General features: G+C 63.4%; 14 protein-coding genes. 4 read left to right on the top strand and 10 right to left on the bottom strand.

Annotated elements, in window-relative coordinates; all coding sequences use genetic code 11:
- Positions 1-2: 2 nt before the first annotated feature.
- The 3 genes from ngg (at position 3) to AC25M7_RS06695 (ending at position 3,419) form a co-directional block, all read left to right on the top strand.
- Entirely contained in the window at positions 3-1,748 is a 1,746-nt protein-coding gene (gene ngg / locus AC25M7_RS06705) for an N-acetylglutaminylglutamine synthetase (protein WP_349738228.1), read from the top strand.
- 183 nt (positions 1,749-1,931) lie between these two features.
- Entirely contained in the window at positions 1,932-3,116 is a 1,185-nt protein-coding gene (locus AC25M7_RS06700) for an osmoprotectant NAGGN system M42 family peptidase (RefSeq protein ID WP_028690846.1), read from the top strand.
- 75 nt (positions 3,117-3,191) lie between these two features.
- Complete coding sequence (locus AC25M7_RS06695) at positions 3,192-3,419, top strand: YheU family protein (protein WP_028690847.1); 228 nt, start codon at positions 3,192-3,194, stop codon at positions 3,417-3,419.
- A 7-nt stretch (positions 3,420-3,426) separates the two neighbouring features.
- On the opposite strand, the gene csrA is transcribed toward AC25M7_RS06695, so the two are convergent.
- Both csrA and AC25M7_RS06685 read right to left on the bottom strand, forming a co-directional pair.
- Positions 3,427-3,612 (bottom strand): carbon storage regulator CsrA, encoded by a 186-nt coding sequence (gene csrA / locus AC25M7_RS06690; RefSeq protein ID WP_028690848.1) that lies wholly within the window; start codon positions 3,610-3,612, stop codon positions 3,427-3,429.
- Between the two features lie 124 nt (positions 3,613-3,736).
- A complete protein-coding gene (locus tag AC25M7_RS06685) occupies positions 3,737-4,552 on the bottom strand; it encodes an SDR family oxidoreductase (RefSeq protein WP_486970865.1) in 816 nt (271 codons plus the stop codon).
- Between the two features lie 211 nt (positions 4,553-4,763).
- On the opposite strand from AC25M7_RS06685, the gene AC25M7_RS06680 reads away from it, so the two are divergent.
- Entirely contained in the window at positions 4,764-4,916 is a 153-nt protein-coding gene (locus AC25M7_RS06680) for a DUF3309 family protein (RefSeq protein ID WP_023630061.1), read from the top strand.
- A gap of 19 nt (positions 4,917-4,935) precedes the next feature.
- Here AC25M7_RS06680 and AC25M7_RS06675 read toward each other — a convergent pair whose 3' ends face one another.
- From AC25M7_RS06675 to AC25M7_RS06640, 8 genes are all read right to left on the bottom strand, one after another.
- Entirely contained in the window at positions 4,936-7,986 is a 3,051-nt protein-coding gene (locus AC25M7_RS06675; RefSeq protein WP_486970864.1) for an ATP-binding protein, read from the bottom strand.
- A gap of 163 nt (positions 7,987-8,149) precedes the next feature.
- Positions 8,150-8,776 carry a response regulator gene (locus AC25M7_RS06670; protein ID WP_486970863.1) on the bottom strand — a complete coding sequence of 209 codons (627 nt, stop codon included), beginning with the start codon at positions 8,774-8,776 and terminating at the stop codon, positions 8,150-8,152.
- 30 nt (positions 8,777-8,806) lie between these two features.
- Positions 8,807-9,799 (bottom strand): hypothetical protein, encoded by a 993-nt coding sequence (locus tag AC25M7_RS06665; RefSeq protein WP_178080953.1) that lies wholly within the window; start codon positions 9,797-9,799, stop codon positions 8,807-8,809.
- Positions 9,800-10,011: 212 nt separating this feature from the next.
- On the bottom strand, positions 10,012-10,746 hold the full coding sequence (locus AC25M7_RS06660) for a fimbrial biogenesis chaperone (RefSeq protein ID WP_062361480.1): 735 nt from the start codon (positions 10,744-10,746) through the stop codon (positions 10,012-10,014).
- A 166-nt stretch (positions 10,747-10,912) separates the two neighbouring features.
- The gene (locus AC25M7_RS06655) at positions 10,913-13,420 is read right to left on the bottom strand and encodes a TcfC E-set like domain-containing protein (RefSeq protein ID WP_486970862.1); all 2,508 of its coding nucleotides are present in this window, start codon (positions 13,418-13,420) and stop codon (positions 10,913-10,915) included.
- Between the two features lie 86 nt (positions 13,421-13,506).
- Entirely contained in the window at positions 13,507-13,986 is a 480-nt protein-coding gene (locus AC25M7_RS06650) for a CS1 type fimbrial major subunit (protein WP_028690854.1), read from the bottom strand.
- Positions 13,987-14,185: 199 nt separating this feature from the next.
- A complete protein-coding gene (locus AC25M7_RS06645; RefSeq protein WP_028690855.1) occupies positions 14,186-15,850 on the bottom strand; it encodes a cation acetate symporter in 1,665 nt (554 codons plus the stop codon).
- Positions 15,847-16,158, bottom strand: a complete 312-nt coding sequence (locus tag AC25M7_RS06640; protein ID WP_028690856.1) for a DUF485 domain-containing protein — start codon at positions 16,156-16,158, stop codon at positions 15,847-15,849. The genes AC25M7_RS06645 and AC25M7_RS06640 overlap by 4 nt, the downstream gene beginning before the upstream one ends.
- Between the last annotated feature and the right edge of the window lie 192 nt (positions 16,159-16,350).

The raw sequence follows: 16,350 nt of genomic DNA, 5'->3' as shown, positions 1-16,350 counted from the left end.
CAATGAAAGCCCACGAGATCGCCTACGGCCAACGCCTGCTGCGCGGTCAGGCGCCGTCTTACGAGCGCCTGCAGGCACGCCTGGCCGGTGACGGCAGCGAGCCCCATGACCAGCCACGGGCCGTGCATTGTGGCTGGGGGCGGCTGCTGATCGGGCACACCTACCCCGATCCGCTCAGCCTGGCCGAAGCGCTGCTGCAAGAACAGGCCGGCGAGCGCGATATCGCCCTGTACGTCGCCGCGCCGCAGCAGGTGCTGGCTCAGGCGCCGCAACAGCTGTTCCTCGATCCTTCGGACACCTTGCGCCTGTGGTTCAGCGACTACCGGCCAGCGCAACGCGTGTTTCGCGGCTTTCGCATTCGGCGGGCGCAAGGTGCGGCGGACTGGCAGGCAATCAATGCGCTGTACCAGGCCCGCGGCATGCTGCCGGTCGATCCCGAGCTGCTGACCCCGCGCCACCTCGGCGGCCCGGTGTACTGGCTGGCCGAGGACGAAGACCGCCACACGGTAATCGGCAGCGTCATGGGCCTGGACCACGGCAAGGCCTTCGACGACCCCGAACACGGCTGTAGCCTGTGGTGCCTGGCGGTGGACCCACACTGCACCCGCCCGGGCGTCGGCGAAGTGTTGGTACGCCACCTGATCGAACACTTCATGAGCCGCGGCCTGGCCTGTCTGGACCTATCGGTGCTGCACGACAACCGCCAGGCCAAGCGGCTGTACAAGAAGCTTGGGTTCCGCACCCTGCCGACCTTCGCCATCAAGCGCAAGAACGGCATCAACCAGCCGTTGTTCCTCGGCCCAGGGCCCGAGGCCGGCCTCAACCCCTATGCACGGATCATCGTCGACGAGGCATTGCGCCGAGGCATCGAAGTTCAGGTCGATGATGCCGATGCCGGGCTGTTCACCCTGAGCCTGGGCGGACGGCGCATCCGCTGTCGCGAATCGTTGAGTGACCTGACCAGCGCCGTCACCATGACCCTCTGCCAGGACAAGCGCCTGACCCGCCAGGCCTTGCACAACGCTGGCCTGCAGGTACCGGCGCAGCAACTGGCGGGGAGCGTCGATGACAACCATGCGTTCCTCGACGAGCATGGCGCGGTAGTGGTCAAGCCGGTGGATGGCGAACAGGGTCAGGGAGTGGCGGTCAATATCACCACCCTCGAAGCGCTGAGCCATGCCGTGGAGCAAGCCCGCGCCTTCGACAGCCGCGTGCTGCTGGAGAGCTTCCATGCAGGCGTCGACCTGCGCATCGTGGTGATCGGCTACGAGGTGGTGGCGGCAGCAATCCGCCATCCGGCCCAGGTGATCGGCGACGGCAGGCACAGCCTGCGTGCCCTGATCGAGGCCCAGAGCAGACGCCGCCAGGTGGCCACCGGTGGCGAAAGCCGCATTCCACTGGACGAAGAGACCGCGCGCACGCTCAAGGACGCGGGGCTGGGCTACGACGACATCCTGCCCGCCGGGCAACGGCTGGCCGTGCGCCGTACCGCCAATCTGCACACCGGCGGCAACCTGGAGGATGTCACCGCGCGCCTGCACCCGGTGCTGGCCGATGCCGCCGTACGTGCCGCCCGCGCCCTGGAAATCCCGGTGGTGGGCCTGGATTTGATGGTCCGCGATGCCGAGCACCCGGACTACGTGATCATCGAGGCCAACGAGCGTGCGGGATTGGCCAATCATGAACCGCAGCCTACGGCCGAGCGCTTTGTCGACTTGTTGTTTCCCCACAGCCGCCCCTTGGCCTGACAGCTCCTCGGATCTTTGTGGGAGCGGCCTTGTGTCGCGAAAGGCCCGCAAAGCGGGCCCGGCAATAGATGCAGCGAAGCTGACATCCCGGGGGCGCTTCGCCCCCCCCTTTCGCGACCCAAGGCCGCTCCCACAAGACCTTGCCCACAGTTTGAAAATTTCACCCCGACCGGAGACCTGGACATGTCCGAACGACTTCCCGAACCCGATCTCGACTACCTCAAACGTGTACTGCTGGAGATGCTCGCCATCCCCAGCCCCACCGGCTTCACCGATACCATCGTGCGCTATGTCGCCGAGCGCCTGGACGAACTGGGCATCCCCTTCGAGCTGACCCGTCGCGGCACCATCCGCGCCACCCTCAAGGGCCGCCAGAGCTCGCCCGACCGCGCCGTCTCGGCGCACCTGGACACCATCGGCGCCAGCGTGCGCCAGTTGCAGGACAACGGTCGCCTGGCGCTGGCGCCGGTGGGGTGCTGGTCGAGCCGCTTTGCCGAGGGCAGCCGGGTCAGCGTGTTCACCGACACCGGCGTCTACCGCGGCAGCGTGCTGCCGCTGATGGCCAGCGGGCACGCGTTCAACACAGCCATCGACCAGATGCCGATCAGCTGGGAACATGTGGAGGTGCGCCTGGACGCCTACTGCGCTACCCGCGCCGACTGCGAGGCGCTGGGGATCGCCATCGGTGACTGCGTGGCCTTCGACCCGTTGCCGGAGTTCACCGAAAGCGGCCATATCAGCGCCCGCCACCTGGACGACAAGGCCGGCGTGGCGGCCTTGCTGGCGGCGCTCAAGGCCGTGGTGGAAAGCGGCCGCCAGCCCCTGATCGACTGCCATCCCTTGTTTACCATCACCGAGGAGACCGGCTCCGGCGCCGCCGCTGCCCTGCCCTGGGACGTCAGCGAGTTCGTCGGCATCGACATCGCCCCGGTGGCGCCGGGGCAGGCGTCCAGCGAACACGCGGTGAGCGTGGCCATGCAGGATTCCTCCGGGCCCTACGACTATCACCTGTCGCGTCACCTGCTCAAGCTGGCCGGCGATCAGGACCTGCCGGTACGCCGTGACCTGTTCCGCTACTACTTCAGCGACGCCCACTCGGCGGTGACCGCCGGGCACGATATCCGCACCGCCCTGGTGGCCTTCGGCTGCGATGCCACCCATGGCTACGAGCGCACCCATATCGACAGCCTGGCGGCGCTGAGCCGTCTGCTCGGTGCCTACCTGCTCAGCCCGCCGGTATTCGCCAGCGACTCGCAACCGGCCAATGCCTCACTGGAGCGCTTCAGCCACCAACTGGAACACGACACGCAGATGGAAAGCGACACCCGGGTGCCGGCGGTGGACAGTCTGGTGGGCAACAAAGGGTGATCGAGCGGGAATGGGGCGCACCAGGCCCCCAAATTCACGTAGCATGCCTCCATTCCCACAACCACCGCCCAGACCATGCTGATCCCCTACGAGCAACTTGAAGCCGAAACACTGACCCGCCTGATCGAGGACTTCGTCACCCGCGACGGTACCGACAACGGCGACGACACGCCGCTGGAAACCCGCGTGTTGCGGGTACGCCAGGCCTTGGCCAAAGGTCAGGCCTTCATCCTGTTCGACATGGACAGCCAGCAGTGCCAGTTGCTGGCCAAGCATGAAGTTGCGCGTGAGCTGTTCGAGTAGCGGGCCCTCAAGCCTGCTGCTTCTCGAGCTCAAGTGCCTTGATGCGCTTGTACACCTCGGTCCTGTGCACCTCCACGTCCCGCGGCGCGCAGATACCGAAGCGGACCTGGCCGTTCTCGACGGACATCACCTGGATCTTGATGTTTTCGGAAATGACGATGACTTCGCCCACTTCTCGTCCAATTACCAGCATGTTCCGATCCTCCAGCTCAAGGGAAAATCGGAGACTGCCCCGCCAGCTTTGGCCTACTCAATCCTTCTCAGGACAAATAGACGCAACCTACTGGCAAAGGTAAAAAAACCTACAGAAATCTCTCTCAATGCGCGGTTTTGCGCGCCTTCGCCCGCATTTTTACCGCCATGTCCGCCATTTCGTCGTAAAGCCGCTGAGGCGCCTGGCACTTGAGCTGCCAGGCGTGGCGCCCGGCCTCATGGGGCAGGATCAGGAACTCGCCAGCGGCGACCCGCTGGTGGATATGTTCGGCGATATCCGCAGCATTGATCGACGAACCTTCCAGCAGTTTGCCCACCTGCGCCTTCATCGCCGGATCTGGTCCGCGGAACGAGTCGAGCAGGTTGGTCTGGAAGAACGACGGGCACACCACATGCACCGCCACCTCGACCTGGCGCAACTCCACCAGCAGGCTCTCGGACAAGGCCAGCACCCCAGCCTTGGCCACGTTGTAGTTGCTCATGCCCGGCCCCTGCATCAGGGCGGCCATGGAGGCAATGTTGATGATCCGCCCACGGCTGCGCTCGAGCAGCGGCAGGAACGCCTTGCAGCCCTTGACCACGCCCATCAGGTTGACCGCGATCTGCCAGTCCCAGTCCTCCAGGGACAAATCGGCGAAGAATCCACCCGACGCAACCCCGGCATTGTTGACGATCACGTCGATGCCGCCGAGCTTTTCCTCGCAGGCCTGGGCCAGGGCGGTGAGCTGGCTGTAATCGCGCACGTCGCAGCGCTGGGAGAAGCCGTCACCACCGGCTTGGCGCACCAAGGCCAGGGTATCGCGCAAGCCCGCCTCATTGACGTCTGCCAGAGCCAGCTGCCAGCCCTCGCGAGCCCAGCGCAGGGCAATCTCGCGGCCAAGGCCGGAGGCGGCGCCAGTGATCATCATTCGGTTGTGCATGGTGGAGCGCCTTGAACAGTGGGAATGGCTGGAGTCTAGCCACAACACCACGGCTGCCGGTACGGCATCAAACTGCTGAATACGGCGCCATTGGGCGGCAGGCCATTCAATCGTCAGGCAGGTGGATTGAATTTTTATACAAGGGCACCAGTCGGAAACATTAAGCGGCTACCGCTATGCCCCAGCCCTTCCATAACGCAAGGACTTCGCCATGACCACCATCCTCATTATCATCCTGATCTTACTGCTGATCGGCGGCTTACCGGTCTTCCCTCACTCCCGCGCATGGGGTTACGGCCCGTCCGGCATAATCGGGGTGGTACTGGTGGTCTTGTTGATCCTCTTGTTGCTGGGCAGGATATGAACCTGGCCTGGCATGACGCTCAGCCTTGAGTCCGGCTGCCCAGATAGTGCTCCAGGTCTTGCATCACCGCATGCAAGGCCTGAGCATCACGGCGAAGTCGTTCAAGATCCAAGGGGGCGCTGGCGCAACTGCCCTCCAGGCGCTCGCAGGCATTGATCAGATCGCCAGCGCGCAAGATGCGTGCGCCGCCCTTGACCCGGTGCGCCAAGGCAGCCAGAGCCTTTGGATTGTCGCCTGAATCTGCCAGGCGGGTGAGATCATCACGATTGCTGCGACGCAGATCGGCAAGCAACGCTTCCAGTGCGCCCTGATCATTGTCCGCCAACTGTCGTAGATGATCGAAATCGAATATCGACGTGCGCGCGCCCTCAGCCCCCAGACATTTGCCCTGCTGCGCAACACTGCCGCCCAGGGCACCGATCAGCGCCTGCAAACCGAGGGGTTTGAATAGGCAATCATCCATGCCTGCCGCTAGGCAGCGTCGGCGTTCGTCCGCCAGCGCGCTGGCGGTGAGCCCGACTAGTCGACACGCCGTCCCTCCATTGCGACGCTCATGCAGACGAATCGCCCTGGCCAGACCATAGCCGTCGAGGCGCGGCATGCTGCAATCGCTGATGACGACATCGAAGTGCTCGCTCAACCACAGCCGTAGGGCCTGCGCTCCATCCTCGGCAACCCGGGCGTGATGCCCCAGGTAATCAAGTTGCTGGGCCAACAGCAATCGATTGGCCGGATAGTCGTCCGCCACCAGCACGCGCAGCGGTACTGCATTCGACGGGACATCACTGCGTGGTGCCACCACGGGCTCTGACGGATCCAGCGGATGAATTGGCAGCTCCAGGTGGATTTGCGCCTGGGTGCCCTTGCCCAGTTCGCTGCTCAACTGCAAGTTGCCGCCCATCATCTGGCACAAGCTGCGGCAGATGCCCAATCCAAGCCCCGTGCTGCTGCGCGGCGACTGGGACTGATTGCTGGCTTGGCGAAAGGGCTGGCCCAGCTCGGCCAATTCGGCCTTGGCAATGCCGATACCGGTGTCCTCGACGATCAGGCGTACCACCAGGCAATCGCTGCGGGACTGAGCACAGACGCTCACCTGTACCCGCCCCTGCTGGGTGAACTTGATCGCATTGCTCAACAGATTTGCCAATACCTGCCGCAAGCGCACCGGGTCAAGCAATACCGGGCGGTCAACTTCGCCCTCAACGGTGAGATCGAGCCGCAATCCCTTGACACGAGCCTGATGATCGAACAACTGGATAACCTGCGACACCTGTTCGCGCAGGCATGCCACCGCTGGCGTCAACTGTAACTCGCCCGCCTCGATACGGGTGACATCGAGGATATCGCCGATCAGTTCCTGCAGTCCCCGGGCAGCGTCAGCGGCCACCTCGATGGCCAAGTGATCGAGCACGCCCCGTCCGGCCTTGCGTTGGGCGAGCTCCAGCATGCCCAAAAGGGCATGCAACGGCGTGCGGATCTCATGGCTCATGGCTGCCAGGAAATGAGTCTTGGCATGGCTTGCTGCCTCGGCCCCTTGCTTGGCCCGCCGCAGCTGCACCTGCAGACGGCGTAGGTAGCGGATCCACAGCAGCGCTACCAGCAGTGCGGCAAAAGCAGCGAGAAATCCCAGCAGCAGCGGAGTCCGGTACCGCTGCCAGGCACTGGCGGCAACGATCAGCGGACTGCGCCAGCGCCGGACCAGCACATCGATTTCGCGTGGTGCCAGATCGAGCAATGCCTTGTCGAGGATGCTCTGGAGATGAACCGCACCCGGACTGCTGGCGAACGCGAAATGCTCCGCTGGCAAGGCCAGGCTGCTGATCCGCAGCCGCCCCGGGTACCAGCGAGCAACCAGTAACCGGGCCTGGACGAGTGGCAGCACGGCTGCCGCGACTCTCCCGGCGGCCACCGCGTGCACCGCCTCCAACGCACCATTGACCGGTGACTGCACGACCCTCGGATATGCCTGGGCCAGCAACGCCTGTGCCACGCTGCCTTCCTCCAGTGCCAGCCGCCGCCCGTTCAGCTGGGCGAGATTACCTGGCCGCTCGGCGTGCCCCTGCATCACCAGCACATACGCAGAACTCAGAAAGCCACGAGTGAATCGCAGGCGCTCTCCACGCGCCGGGCTGTAGGGCAGGCCCGCGATCAATTGTGCCTTTCCCATGCGTACCTGCTCGACCATCTGTGCCGTAGTGCCACCTGCCTCGACGTCAAACTCCAAGCCCGTTCGCCGGCCAAGCAATTGCAACAGATCGAAGCTCAACCCTTGCAGTTGGCCTTTACCATCGCGATAGCTCAGCGGCATTGCCTGTTCATTCACCAGCACCTTGATGCGTGGGTTTTCGGCCAGCCAGTGCCGCTCGACATCGCTCAGCGGGATGCCTGGCGACCTGTGCACGGCAGCAGGTCGGGCATGCCAACGCTCGTGAATATCCGCATGTTGATCGCCAAGGCCGTCCAATACTCGATCAACCAGGCCGATCAACGCCTTGTTGTCGCGGGCCATGGCAAAACCGACAGCTTGGCTGGTCAGGGCCGCATGGCCAATTTCCTCGGCACCGTTCCATTGGTTGCGGCCCAGGAGATAACGGCTTCCGAGCGTGCTGCCCAGATAAAGGTCGGCGTCACCCAGCGCGAGTGCCGCCAAGGCGCTGAACGGCGAGGGATGAAGCTGGATTTCGGCCAAGGGGTATAACGCCTGTACCTGTTGGCGCGGACGATATCCGTCGACCAGCGCCAACCTGAAGCTGGCGCCGCTGCGGCCCCGTTCCCGCGCATGCTCCTGCGGGGCGATCAGCAAGGGGCGATCCTGGGCATAGGGCGCAGACAGATGCAGACCTGCCTCGAGCGCCTGCTGCGGGCTGACGGACCCGAGCAGGTCGATACGGCCTTGGCGCAGGGCAGCTGCCGTCTCGGCGAACGATGCAAACACCTGCAACTGCACTTCGAGGCGCAGTTGACTCGCCAGCAGCCCGACGTAATCGGCGGTGATGCCCTCGTAGGCCTGCCCCGTGGTAAGCATGTCGAACGGTGGGTTGTCACGGGCGATCACGCCCAGGCGTAACACGCGGTGCTCCCACAGCCAACGCAGTTCCTCGTGATCCAGAACCGGCGGTGGTGTCTGCGGGGCGGGGCGTGCATGCAATTGCACGGCCGCGCAAGTTGGCAGGTAGCCAAGCCCCCCCAGTATCCCTATCAGCAAGGCACGCAGGAACACGGGACTACAGCGCTCAGATGAGCGCGTTGCGACGGGCGAAATCCGCCAGGTCGATCAACGAGCTGAGTCGCAGCTTTTCCAGTAGGCGAATCTTGTAGGTACTGATGGTCTTGTTGCTCAACAACATGGCCTCGCCGATGGCTTTGTTACTATAGCCACGCGCCAGGTGCTGGAGGACCATCAACTCGCGATCGGTCAAACTGGCGATGCACTGTGCCTCGGTTGCCTGCAGGTCACGGCGGTTGACCGAGCTGAGCGCCACTTCGGGAAAGTAGCTATAGCCAGACAGCACAGCGCGCACCGCTTTGCCGAGTTCATCGAGATCATCGGTTTTAGACACATACCCAACGGCCCCAGCCTGCATGCAGCGCAATGAGTAGGACTCGGCCAGTTGCGAGGTCAGCACCACTATACGCGTGAGCGTCCCCAGGGCCTTGATCCGGGCGATCACTTCCAGCCCATCCAGGCCAGGCATGGCGATATCGAGAATTACCAGGTCCGGCGCATGCTCACGGGCCAGGCGCACCGCGTCGATGCCATTGTCGGCCTGGCCGATTATCTCCAGGCGTTGCTGGCGCAGCAGCATACAGACGGTGCTGCGGATGAAAGGATGGTCGTCAACCACAAGTGCTCTGTGCATAGCGTTTACCTCGTGCGCTACCTCAGCCGGTTAAAGCTCGGCGTCGAAGACCACGGTGACCTGGCCGGCATAAGTACTGCCAGGGTGCTTGAGCATCGCTTGGACATCACTGCGTCCCACCTCGAAATGCAACTGGCCTGGTCGATTCAACGTTGGCATGGCCGCCTCGAACTGAAGCGCCGCGAAGCGGCCAGTAGGCAACTGCAGGCGTTCCACCGCCTGGCCCCGGTGCTGGATACCCGCAGGCAGACTCATGGCGACCTCCACAGCCACCTGTTCCCCTTCGTCACTGCGGATCGCGCAGTGCGCGCCCATGTCGTGCTGGCAAAGCTTATAGACCTTGAACGGGCCGGTGGACCACACCCTGAACGGCAGGTCGCGATAGATGCGCTGCGGCGCCTTGCCACCGGCCAACCAGGCCTGCCAGCCGTTCCTGGGCTCCAGCACAGCCCGGTCGGAACCAGGCGGAAACTCGAACATGAAGGCGTGCTGCACATCGAGTTCGAAATTGATGGTGAGGCTGTCACCACTCAGGTTGCTGACATCGTTGCCAAAGTCGAAATCACCACCCGGGCCGATGCGAAAGGTGGTCGAGCCCCGGTACTTGCCGGCCTTGAGCCGGTAAGGTGGCGGTATGTTCAGGTTGAAACCCACACTGAGTTCTTCAACGTCAGCCTGCATCACGGTGCCTGCGGGAGCATAGATGCTACGCGACCAGCAAGCGCCAGGCGTGAGCGAATCACTTAGACGCCAAAGCACCCGCGCCCTGCCGTCTCCCCAACTGCCGGACGATCCACCACCGGAAACACATCCTCCGAGTATCCGGTTATACGTTGGATTGCGATCGAGCCTTGCGCTCTTCGCAACCACGCTGAACAACGTCCACTCGAAGGCCATTCGCCGTGGCTCACCGGTTTCATCGTGGTAGACGTCCACCTCACGCCGCCCGGGAAGCTGCAGGAAGAACTCGTCGCGCGGATCCGCCGCCTCCTGTACCGCTTTTTTCGTGAAGGTAATCGGCAAGTCGACCGTCGTGGCCCCTCGGCACGTGGCGGGCCAGTACCTGCACACCCCACCCGGAGGCGTTGTGTTTTCGAAGCGACCTGATCCGCCACCCCGGTACTCTGCGCTGATAGTCACGTCCAATGCGCTGGCCACTGGCATGACCCCGCACAGTACTATCGCGCAGCCCCAGCGTGCCCACCCTCGCTGTCTGATGGATGAAAAAAACACGATCATCCCTCCACCACCATTGCCTTGGTATTACCGCCCTCAATTAACTCGAACTGATGCACCTTGCCGGTCTCCCCGTCGAACTGCCGGGTGCGACCCGGCAGGACGTGGTGTTTGGTGGCGGGCGCACATCCCTGCCCTGCGGCTTGGCACAGGCGAAAATGATCGAGCACAACCGTGGCGTTACCCTGGTTCACGACAGTCAGTTGCCCGCCTGCGCGCCGTATGTGGGTCTGATAGCGTGTCTCGGCAGGCCGGACGAACAACAGCGAGCCATATCCGGCCAGCAGATTGACCCCGGCCTTGAGGCTGTCACGGTACTTTTCCGCCTCCTGGTCATCCACCATGAAACCATCGCCCGACTCCGGAAGCACCGGTACGAAGCGCAGACGGAAATAGCGCTCCTGCTCCCGTGAGCCACGATAAAGCAGGCGTACCGCCTGCATGCCTTGGGCGGGGATGATCAGCCGCGCCGGGCTGGCGATCAAGCCGCGCTGTTCCAGTGGCAGCCCATCGGTGGCAATTTCACGGGCAACACCAGTTGCGTCATACACCAGTTCAGCGACGCTGACCTTGACGAACGCAGTGGTGTCGCCGCTGTTGCGTACCCGCTTGAGCAAGGTGCTCTTGTCACCGTCGACGTAGTCATAAAGCGCGCCGACATTGAGCTCGGGAGCGGCACTGGCGACCAGAGGCAGCGCCAGCAGTGTCGAGGCCAGCAGGCGGAAAATATTCATGATGCGAACTCCGTGCGTCATTGACGGGAAAGTATTGATGGGGAGTGGCTGCGTGGCCATGGCCGAACCTGCGGGAACCTTCCCGCATGGCCATCTGAAACGCCCTAAACGGCAGTAGGCCTTTGCCCTGAGCAGGGATCATCCGAGCTGCACCTTACTGAACGGCTTAACCCTGCCCGTTGCGTGCAACCGCCTCGACCTGCGCCACCCCAGGCACACAGCGTTGGTCGCCAGCCAGCAGCACATCGTCCTCCCGCGCCAACGTGCTCACGTCCAGACTCAGCAGGCATACCGCCTGCCCCTGCTGGCGAATCTCCAAGGTAGGGTTCAACTCGCTCATCTCGACCGCAAAGAAGCCATCGGTTTCGGTGACACTGCGGCTGGCGTGGTTGATCAACTGGGCGCCGCGCATCGGCTTGCCATGCTCGTCAAACAGGCGCCCAAGCACGGTAACAGTGCGAAACACCCGCAGTTCACGGTATTCGATGCCGCCACGGTTGAGGTGATAGTCCAGGCTCGCGGGCTGGATAACGGCTGCGGTGACCGCGCTGCCCTCAAAATCGAACTGCACATGCCCGGCCTTGTAGGCTGCAACCGGGATCAGGTTGCGCCCAGGCTGCAGGTTGGCGGAACCGCCATGGCGGTCGTCGGCGCGCAGCTTCAACCCCTCGATATCGGTCTCGACATCAACGATCAGCCCGGCCTGGTGCGGCAGGTACTGACCACTCATGGCCGCCTTGCCTGCTCCCACGGCCAACATGCTCTGCAGATTCAGGCCACCGGTGAAGTCGCCGCTGTAGGACGAACGCTGGACATAGGCATCGCCGTGCACGACCTGACTCTCGAACTGGGTATCGCCGCCAAGCCCTGCGCCGTAGCGGTCCGCACTGAGCGTTGCGCCGACGCTGCGCAGCGGGCCGATATCGATATCTTGCTGGTAGGCCAGCGAGGCGTTGAGATCGCGCCCGCCGTCGCGCGAGGTGCGGCTACCGACACTGGCGGACACACGCCGACCACTGCCGCCACCCAGACTCATGCTCAGGCTCAAGTTGACGCCGCGGCTGCGAGATTCGCCGGTGGCTGCCGTTCCTGGACGATCGAACAGCGACAACCGCCAGTTGGCATCGGAGCCCAGCAGCCGACCATAGTAAGCCCACCCCAGGTCGAGACCGGTGCCGGCATTGACGTCTTCAGACTGCGAAAGCCGCATGCTGACGGTATTGCGCGGATCGAGGCGATGGTTCAGCGACAGGGACGACTGTGTCTGGCGCGCCTGGAATGGCCGCCGCGCTCTATCATCGAGGCGGCGCCAGTCAGGGCGCGCCAGCCAGGTTCGGCTGTGGCTGGCAACCAACGAACCGCTGTCATAGGCATGGATCAGCTGGATGTCGTAGCCGTTGCCCTGCCCTTGCGTCTGGAACAGGTTGGCGTACAGCTTGAAACGCTCACGCATATCCCAGTCCAGCGAGGTGCCATACTGCATGGCGTCATCAACCCGTTGCGCCGACATACCCAGGATCGCCCGCGGATGCAACATGTAGTTGGCCAGCACGCCAGCGGCGATGCTGTCGTCGGTATCACGCTCCCAGTTGCTCAGCAATGTGCTCTGGCGCCCCAGGTAAAGGTTGTAGCGCCAGGGCGCATCGGTGCTGCGCCAGTTACTGGGTTTGTAGATGAACTCCTGACTGCGCGAGGTTTCCTGGCCGTCTTCGACCAGCCGTACCTCGACTTCGTAGATGCCCCCGGGCAGGACCTTGGTGTCGAGGGTCTGCAAACCAGGCTGCACCGGTTGACTGTTGATCAGCACGCCATTGCGATAGACCTCGGCGACGGCGGGACGATTAGGGGTAACGTAGATCGGCGTGGTGCTGGGTGCGCCAGTATCGATGGCCAGGCTGTCGCTGCTGCCCAGCATCAAGCCGAAGGTGGTATCGGCCGTGCTTCCCATCAACCGCGGCTGGCGGGTCACCCCCTGGGCACTGGGGGTGAAGTAGCCCAGCCGATAAAACTGGTTTTCTACCAGGCGCTCGGCATACAGCTGGTCGACCCGGTGGCGCGTGCCCTGGCGGCTGTCGCTACCCCGGTCAAGCTGGCCATCGGCCAAGGTGGTCCAATTGCCGACGCTGCCCTGGCCCTGCAATGCATAACGACCACTGGTGGCATGGCCGTCATTGACCAGGTTGAGCTGGTTGCGTAGTAGCAGCCCATAGCTGCCCTGCTCCGGCTGGCGGTAAAAACGTTCACTGACCTCAGCGATCTCGGCCTGGTCGGTCAATAGTGACAGCTGCGAGTTCACTAGGCTGTAGTGCACCGCGCGCAGGCCGTCGGGGCAATCACCGCGGCAGTCCCCCAAAGGACGGCCGTCAAACAGGCGCTCGTGCCAGCGGCGGCGCAGGCTTTCCGGTTCACGGCTGTCGAGGGTATCGGTGAACTCCAGCAGCTGCACGCGCTGATCGCGACTGAGCACCACCATGGCATCACCCAGGTAGCGCCCATCAAGGTCGACCCGGACCGCCAGCGGCACATCAAAAAAATGCGCTTCGAACTCGCGCGGCAGGCCATCGACGGCACCAAGTGCATTGCCGGCGGCCTGGCTAGCGGGCGCGTGGACGGCCAGCCAGGCCGGCAACAGCAAGCAGCGGCCCATGGCCGCCAGGATGGAATGATTGGTCATGAGGTGTCGCTTGCAGGCAATACCCACCCGTCCCTCGGCGGGAGCCGAGGGTCAGGGGGAACAACGGATGAACGAAGAGAGAAGGCTCAGGGTGCGGCGGTTTCGAAGATCATGCTCACCAGGCCCTGGTAATTGCCAGGCACATAACCGCTCGCCGGCGCGGGCTGGGCCGCCACCTCGAAGCCGATGATCGCGCCCGGTGCCGCCTGGGTGGCGCTGACGACTTCGGCCGGGGTGGTCTGCAGCACGGTGTCGCCGACCTTGACGTCGAGGCCGATGTTTTCGGTGCCGCTGGCGATGACCGCCGGCGAAACCAGATAGGCGGTGATCGGGCCCACAGTGCTCTTGACCTGCAATTGCTTGCGGATCGGATCGAGCTTGGCCTGATACGAGTTCCAGGCCATTTCCTGCGGGTCGTTCATCCAGTTGCCGCCTACCGGCTCGACGAAGAAAGCGTCGGTCGGCACCTGGGCGGTCACCTGTACCTGCTTCTCGATCGGGTCCACCGCAAAAGCGGAGCCTGCGAAGAACATGGCCAGGGGAAGGGCGAGTAACGTGCGGTTCACGAATCTGATCTCCTTAAATTGGTCAATGCCTGCCGGCGCGCGGCCAGCGGGTGAGGAGAAGTATTGGCGAACACGTCGCGGCGATGACTAAGACCGTTCCGAGCGGGCCTAAGAAATTTCCTAGCGGCAGGTAATGCGACAACTCTGAAAGCACAATGCCCCGGCATAGGCCGGGGCATTGTGTGTTCAGCTCAAGGTATCAGTGCGATACCGCGCCACTGGCTCCCAGGCCGGTCTGCGAGCGGACGAACTGTGGGAAGAACAGCGCGCGCTCGTTCTCGGCAGCCTTGGACTTGTCGGTAACCGAGAAGAACCAGATGCCGGCGAAAGCGATGATCATCGAGAACAGCGCCGGGTACTCGTACGGGTAGATGGCTTTCTCGTGACCGAGGATCTGCACCCAGATGGTCGGGCCGAGAATCATCAGGCCCACCGCGCTGATCAGGCCCATCCAGCCACCGATCATGGCGCCGCGGGTGGTCAGCTTCTTCCAATACATCGAGAGCAGCAGCACCGGGAAGTTGCAGCTGGCGGCGATGGAGAAGGCCAGGCCGACCATGAAGGCGATGTTCTGCTTCTCGAACAGGATGCCCAGACCAATCGCCAGCACGCCCAGGGCGATGGTGGTGATCTTCGACACGCGGATCTCGTCTTTGTCGTTGGCCTTGCCCTTGCGCCAGACGCTGGCGTACAGGTCATGGGACACCGCCGAGGCACCGGCCAGGGTCAGGCCGGCGACCACCGCCAGGATGGTGGCGAAGGCCACTGCCGAGATGAAGCCGAGGAACACGCTGCCACCCACGGCATCGGCCAAGTGCACCGCCGCCATGTTGTTGCCGCCGATCAGGGCGCCGGCGGCGTCCTTGAAGTCGGGATTGGTGCTGACGAGCAGGATCGCGCCGAAGCCGATGATGAAGGTCAGGATGTAGAAGTAGCCGATGAAACCGGTGGCGTAGAGCACCGACTTGCGCGCTTCCTTGGCGTCGCTGACGGTGAAGAAGCGCATCAGGATGTGCGGCAGGCCCGCGGTGCCAAACATCAGCGCCAAGCCCAGCGAGAACGCCGAGATCGGGTCCTTGACCAGGCCGCCCGGGCTCATGATCGCCTCGCCCTTGGCATGCACCTTGATCGCTTCGGAGAACAGGGTGTTGAAGTCGAAGCCCACGTGTTTCATCACCATCAGCGCCATGAAGCTGGCACCGGACAGCAGCAGCACCGCCTTGATGATCTGCACCCAGGTGGTGGCGAGCATGCCGCCGAACAGCACGTACAGGCACATCAGGATGCCCACCAGGATCACCGCCACGTGGTAGTCCAGGCCGAACAGCAGCTCAATGAGCTTGCCGGCACCGACCATCTGCGCGATCAGGTAGAACGCCACCACCACCAGCGAGCCCGAGGCCGACAGGGTGCGGATTTCCTTCTGCCCGAGACGATACGAGGCCACGTCGGCAAAGGTGTACTTGCCCAGGTTGCGCAGGCGCTCGGCGATCAGGAACAGGATGATCGGCCAGCCGACGAGGAAGCCGATGGAGTAGATCAGACCGTCGTAGCCCGAGGTGAACACCAGCGCGGAAATACCCAGGAACGAGGCCGCCGACATATAGTCGCCGGCGATCGCCAGGCCGTTCTGGAAGCCAGTGATCTTGCCGCCGGCGGCGTAATAGTCGGCCGCCGACTTGTTGCGTTTGGAGGCCCAGTAGGTAATGCCCAGGGTGAAGGCGACGAAAGCCACGAACATGGCGATCGCCGAGACGTTCAGCGGCTGTTTCTGCACCTCGCCGGTCAGGGCATCGGCGGCCCACACGGCGGGTGCGAAGGCACCGCAGGCCAGGACGGCCAGGGCTTTGGCGTGACGGATCATTGCTTGGCCTCCTCGAGAATGGCCTTGTTCAGTTCATCGAACTCGCCGTTGGCGCGACGCACGTAGAGCGCGGTGAGCACGAAGGCCGAGACAATCAGGCCGACGCCCAGGGGAATGCCCCAGGTGATGGACGAATCGGGGCTGAGCTTGGCGCCCAGCACGTGCGGGCCATAGGCGATGAGGAGGATGAAGGCGCAGTACAGGCCGAGCATGATCGCCGAGAGAATCCAGGCGAAGCGCTCACGCTTGGTGACCAGTTCCTTGAAGCGCGGACTGTTCTGTATCGATTGGTAAATGCTGTCGTTCATTGTTTTTGTCCTAGCAGCACAGAGTAGGGAGAACCCGACTCCAACTTTATGCTGCCGCTGGACGCCAACCAGACGACCTTAGTCTTAGATGCAACGGTGTTTTGCAAGATCGGTAACAAATCCTGGGGACGCTGCGCGCCCTTTTCGCCGGCAAGCCGGCTCCGACAGGGGATCTGCGCCGACACTGCGGGA

Source organism: Pseudomonas sp. P106(2024), assembly GCF_057480815.1.
This window is presented reverse-complemented; position numbering and strand designations above follow the sequence as displayed.

Excerpts from the sequence above, each read along its gene's own strand:
- AC25M7_RS06700 (WP_028690846.1), top strand. The coding sequence starts at position 1,932 with ATGTCCGAACGACTTCCCGAACCCGATCTCGACTACCTCAAACGTGTA.
- AC25M7_RS06695 (WP_028690847.1), top strand. The coding sequence starts at position 3,192 with ATGCTGATCCCCTACGAGCAACTTGAAGCCGAAACACTGACCCGCCTG.
- AC25M7_RS06680 (WP_023630061.1), top strand. The coding sequence starts at position 4,764 with ATGACCACCATCCTCATTATCATCCTGATCTTACTGCTGATCGGCGGC.
- AC25M7_RS06660 (WP_062361480.1), bottom strand. The coding sequence starts at position 10,746 with ATGAATATTTTCCGCCTGCTGGCCTCGACACTGCTGGCGCTGCCTCTG.
- AC25M7_RS06645 (WP_028690855.1), bottom strand. The coding sequence starts at position 15,850 with ATGATCCGTCACGCCAAAGCCCTGGCCGTCCTGGCCTGCGGTGCCTTC.
- csrA (WP_028690848.1), bottom strand. The coding sequence starts at position 3,612 with ATGCTGGTAATTGGACGAGAAGTGGGCGAAGTCATCGTCATTTCCGAA.
- ngg (WP_349738228.1), top strand. The coding sequence starts at position 3 with ATGAAAGCCCACGAGATCGCCTACGGCCAACGCCTGCTGCGCGGTCAG.
- AC25M7_RS06670 (WP_486970863.1), bottom strand. The coding sequence starts at position 8,776 with ATGCACAGAGCACTTGTGGTTGACGACCATCCTTTCATCCGCAGCACC.
- AC25M7_RS06685 (WP_486970865.1), bottom strand. The coding sequence starts at position 4,552 with ATGCACAACCGAATGATGATCACTGGCGCCGCCTCCGGCCTTGGCCGC.
- AC25M7_RS06640 (WP_028690856.1), bottom strand. The coding sequence starts at position 16,158 with ATGAACGACAGCATTTACCAATCGATACAGAACAGTCCGCGCTTCAAG.
- AC25M7_RS06655 (WP_486970862.1), bottom strand. The coding sequence starts at position 13,420 with ATGACCAATCATTCCATCCTGGCGGCCATGGGCCGCTGCTTGCTGTTG.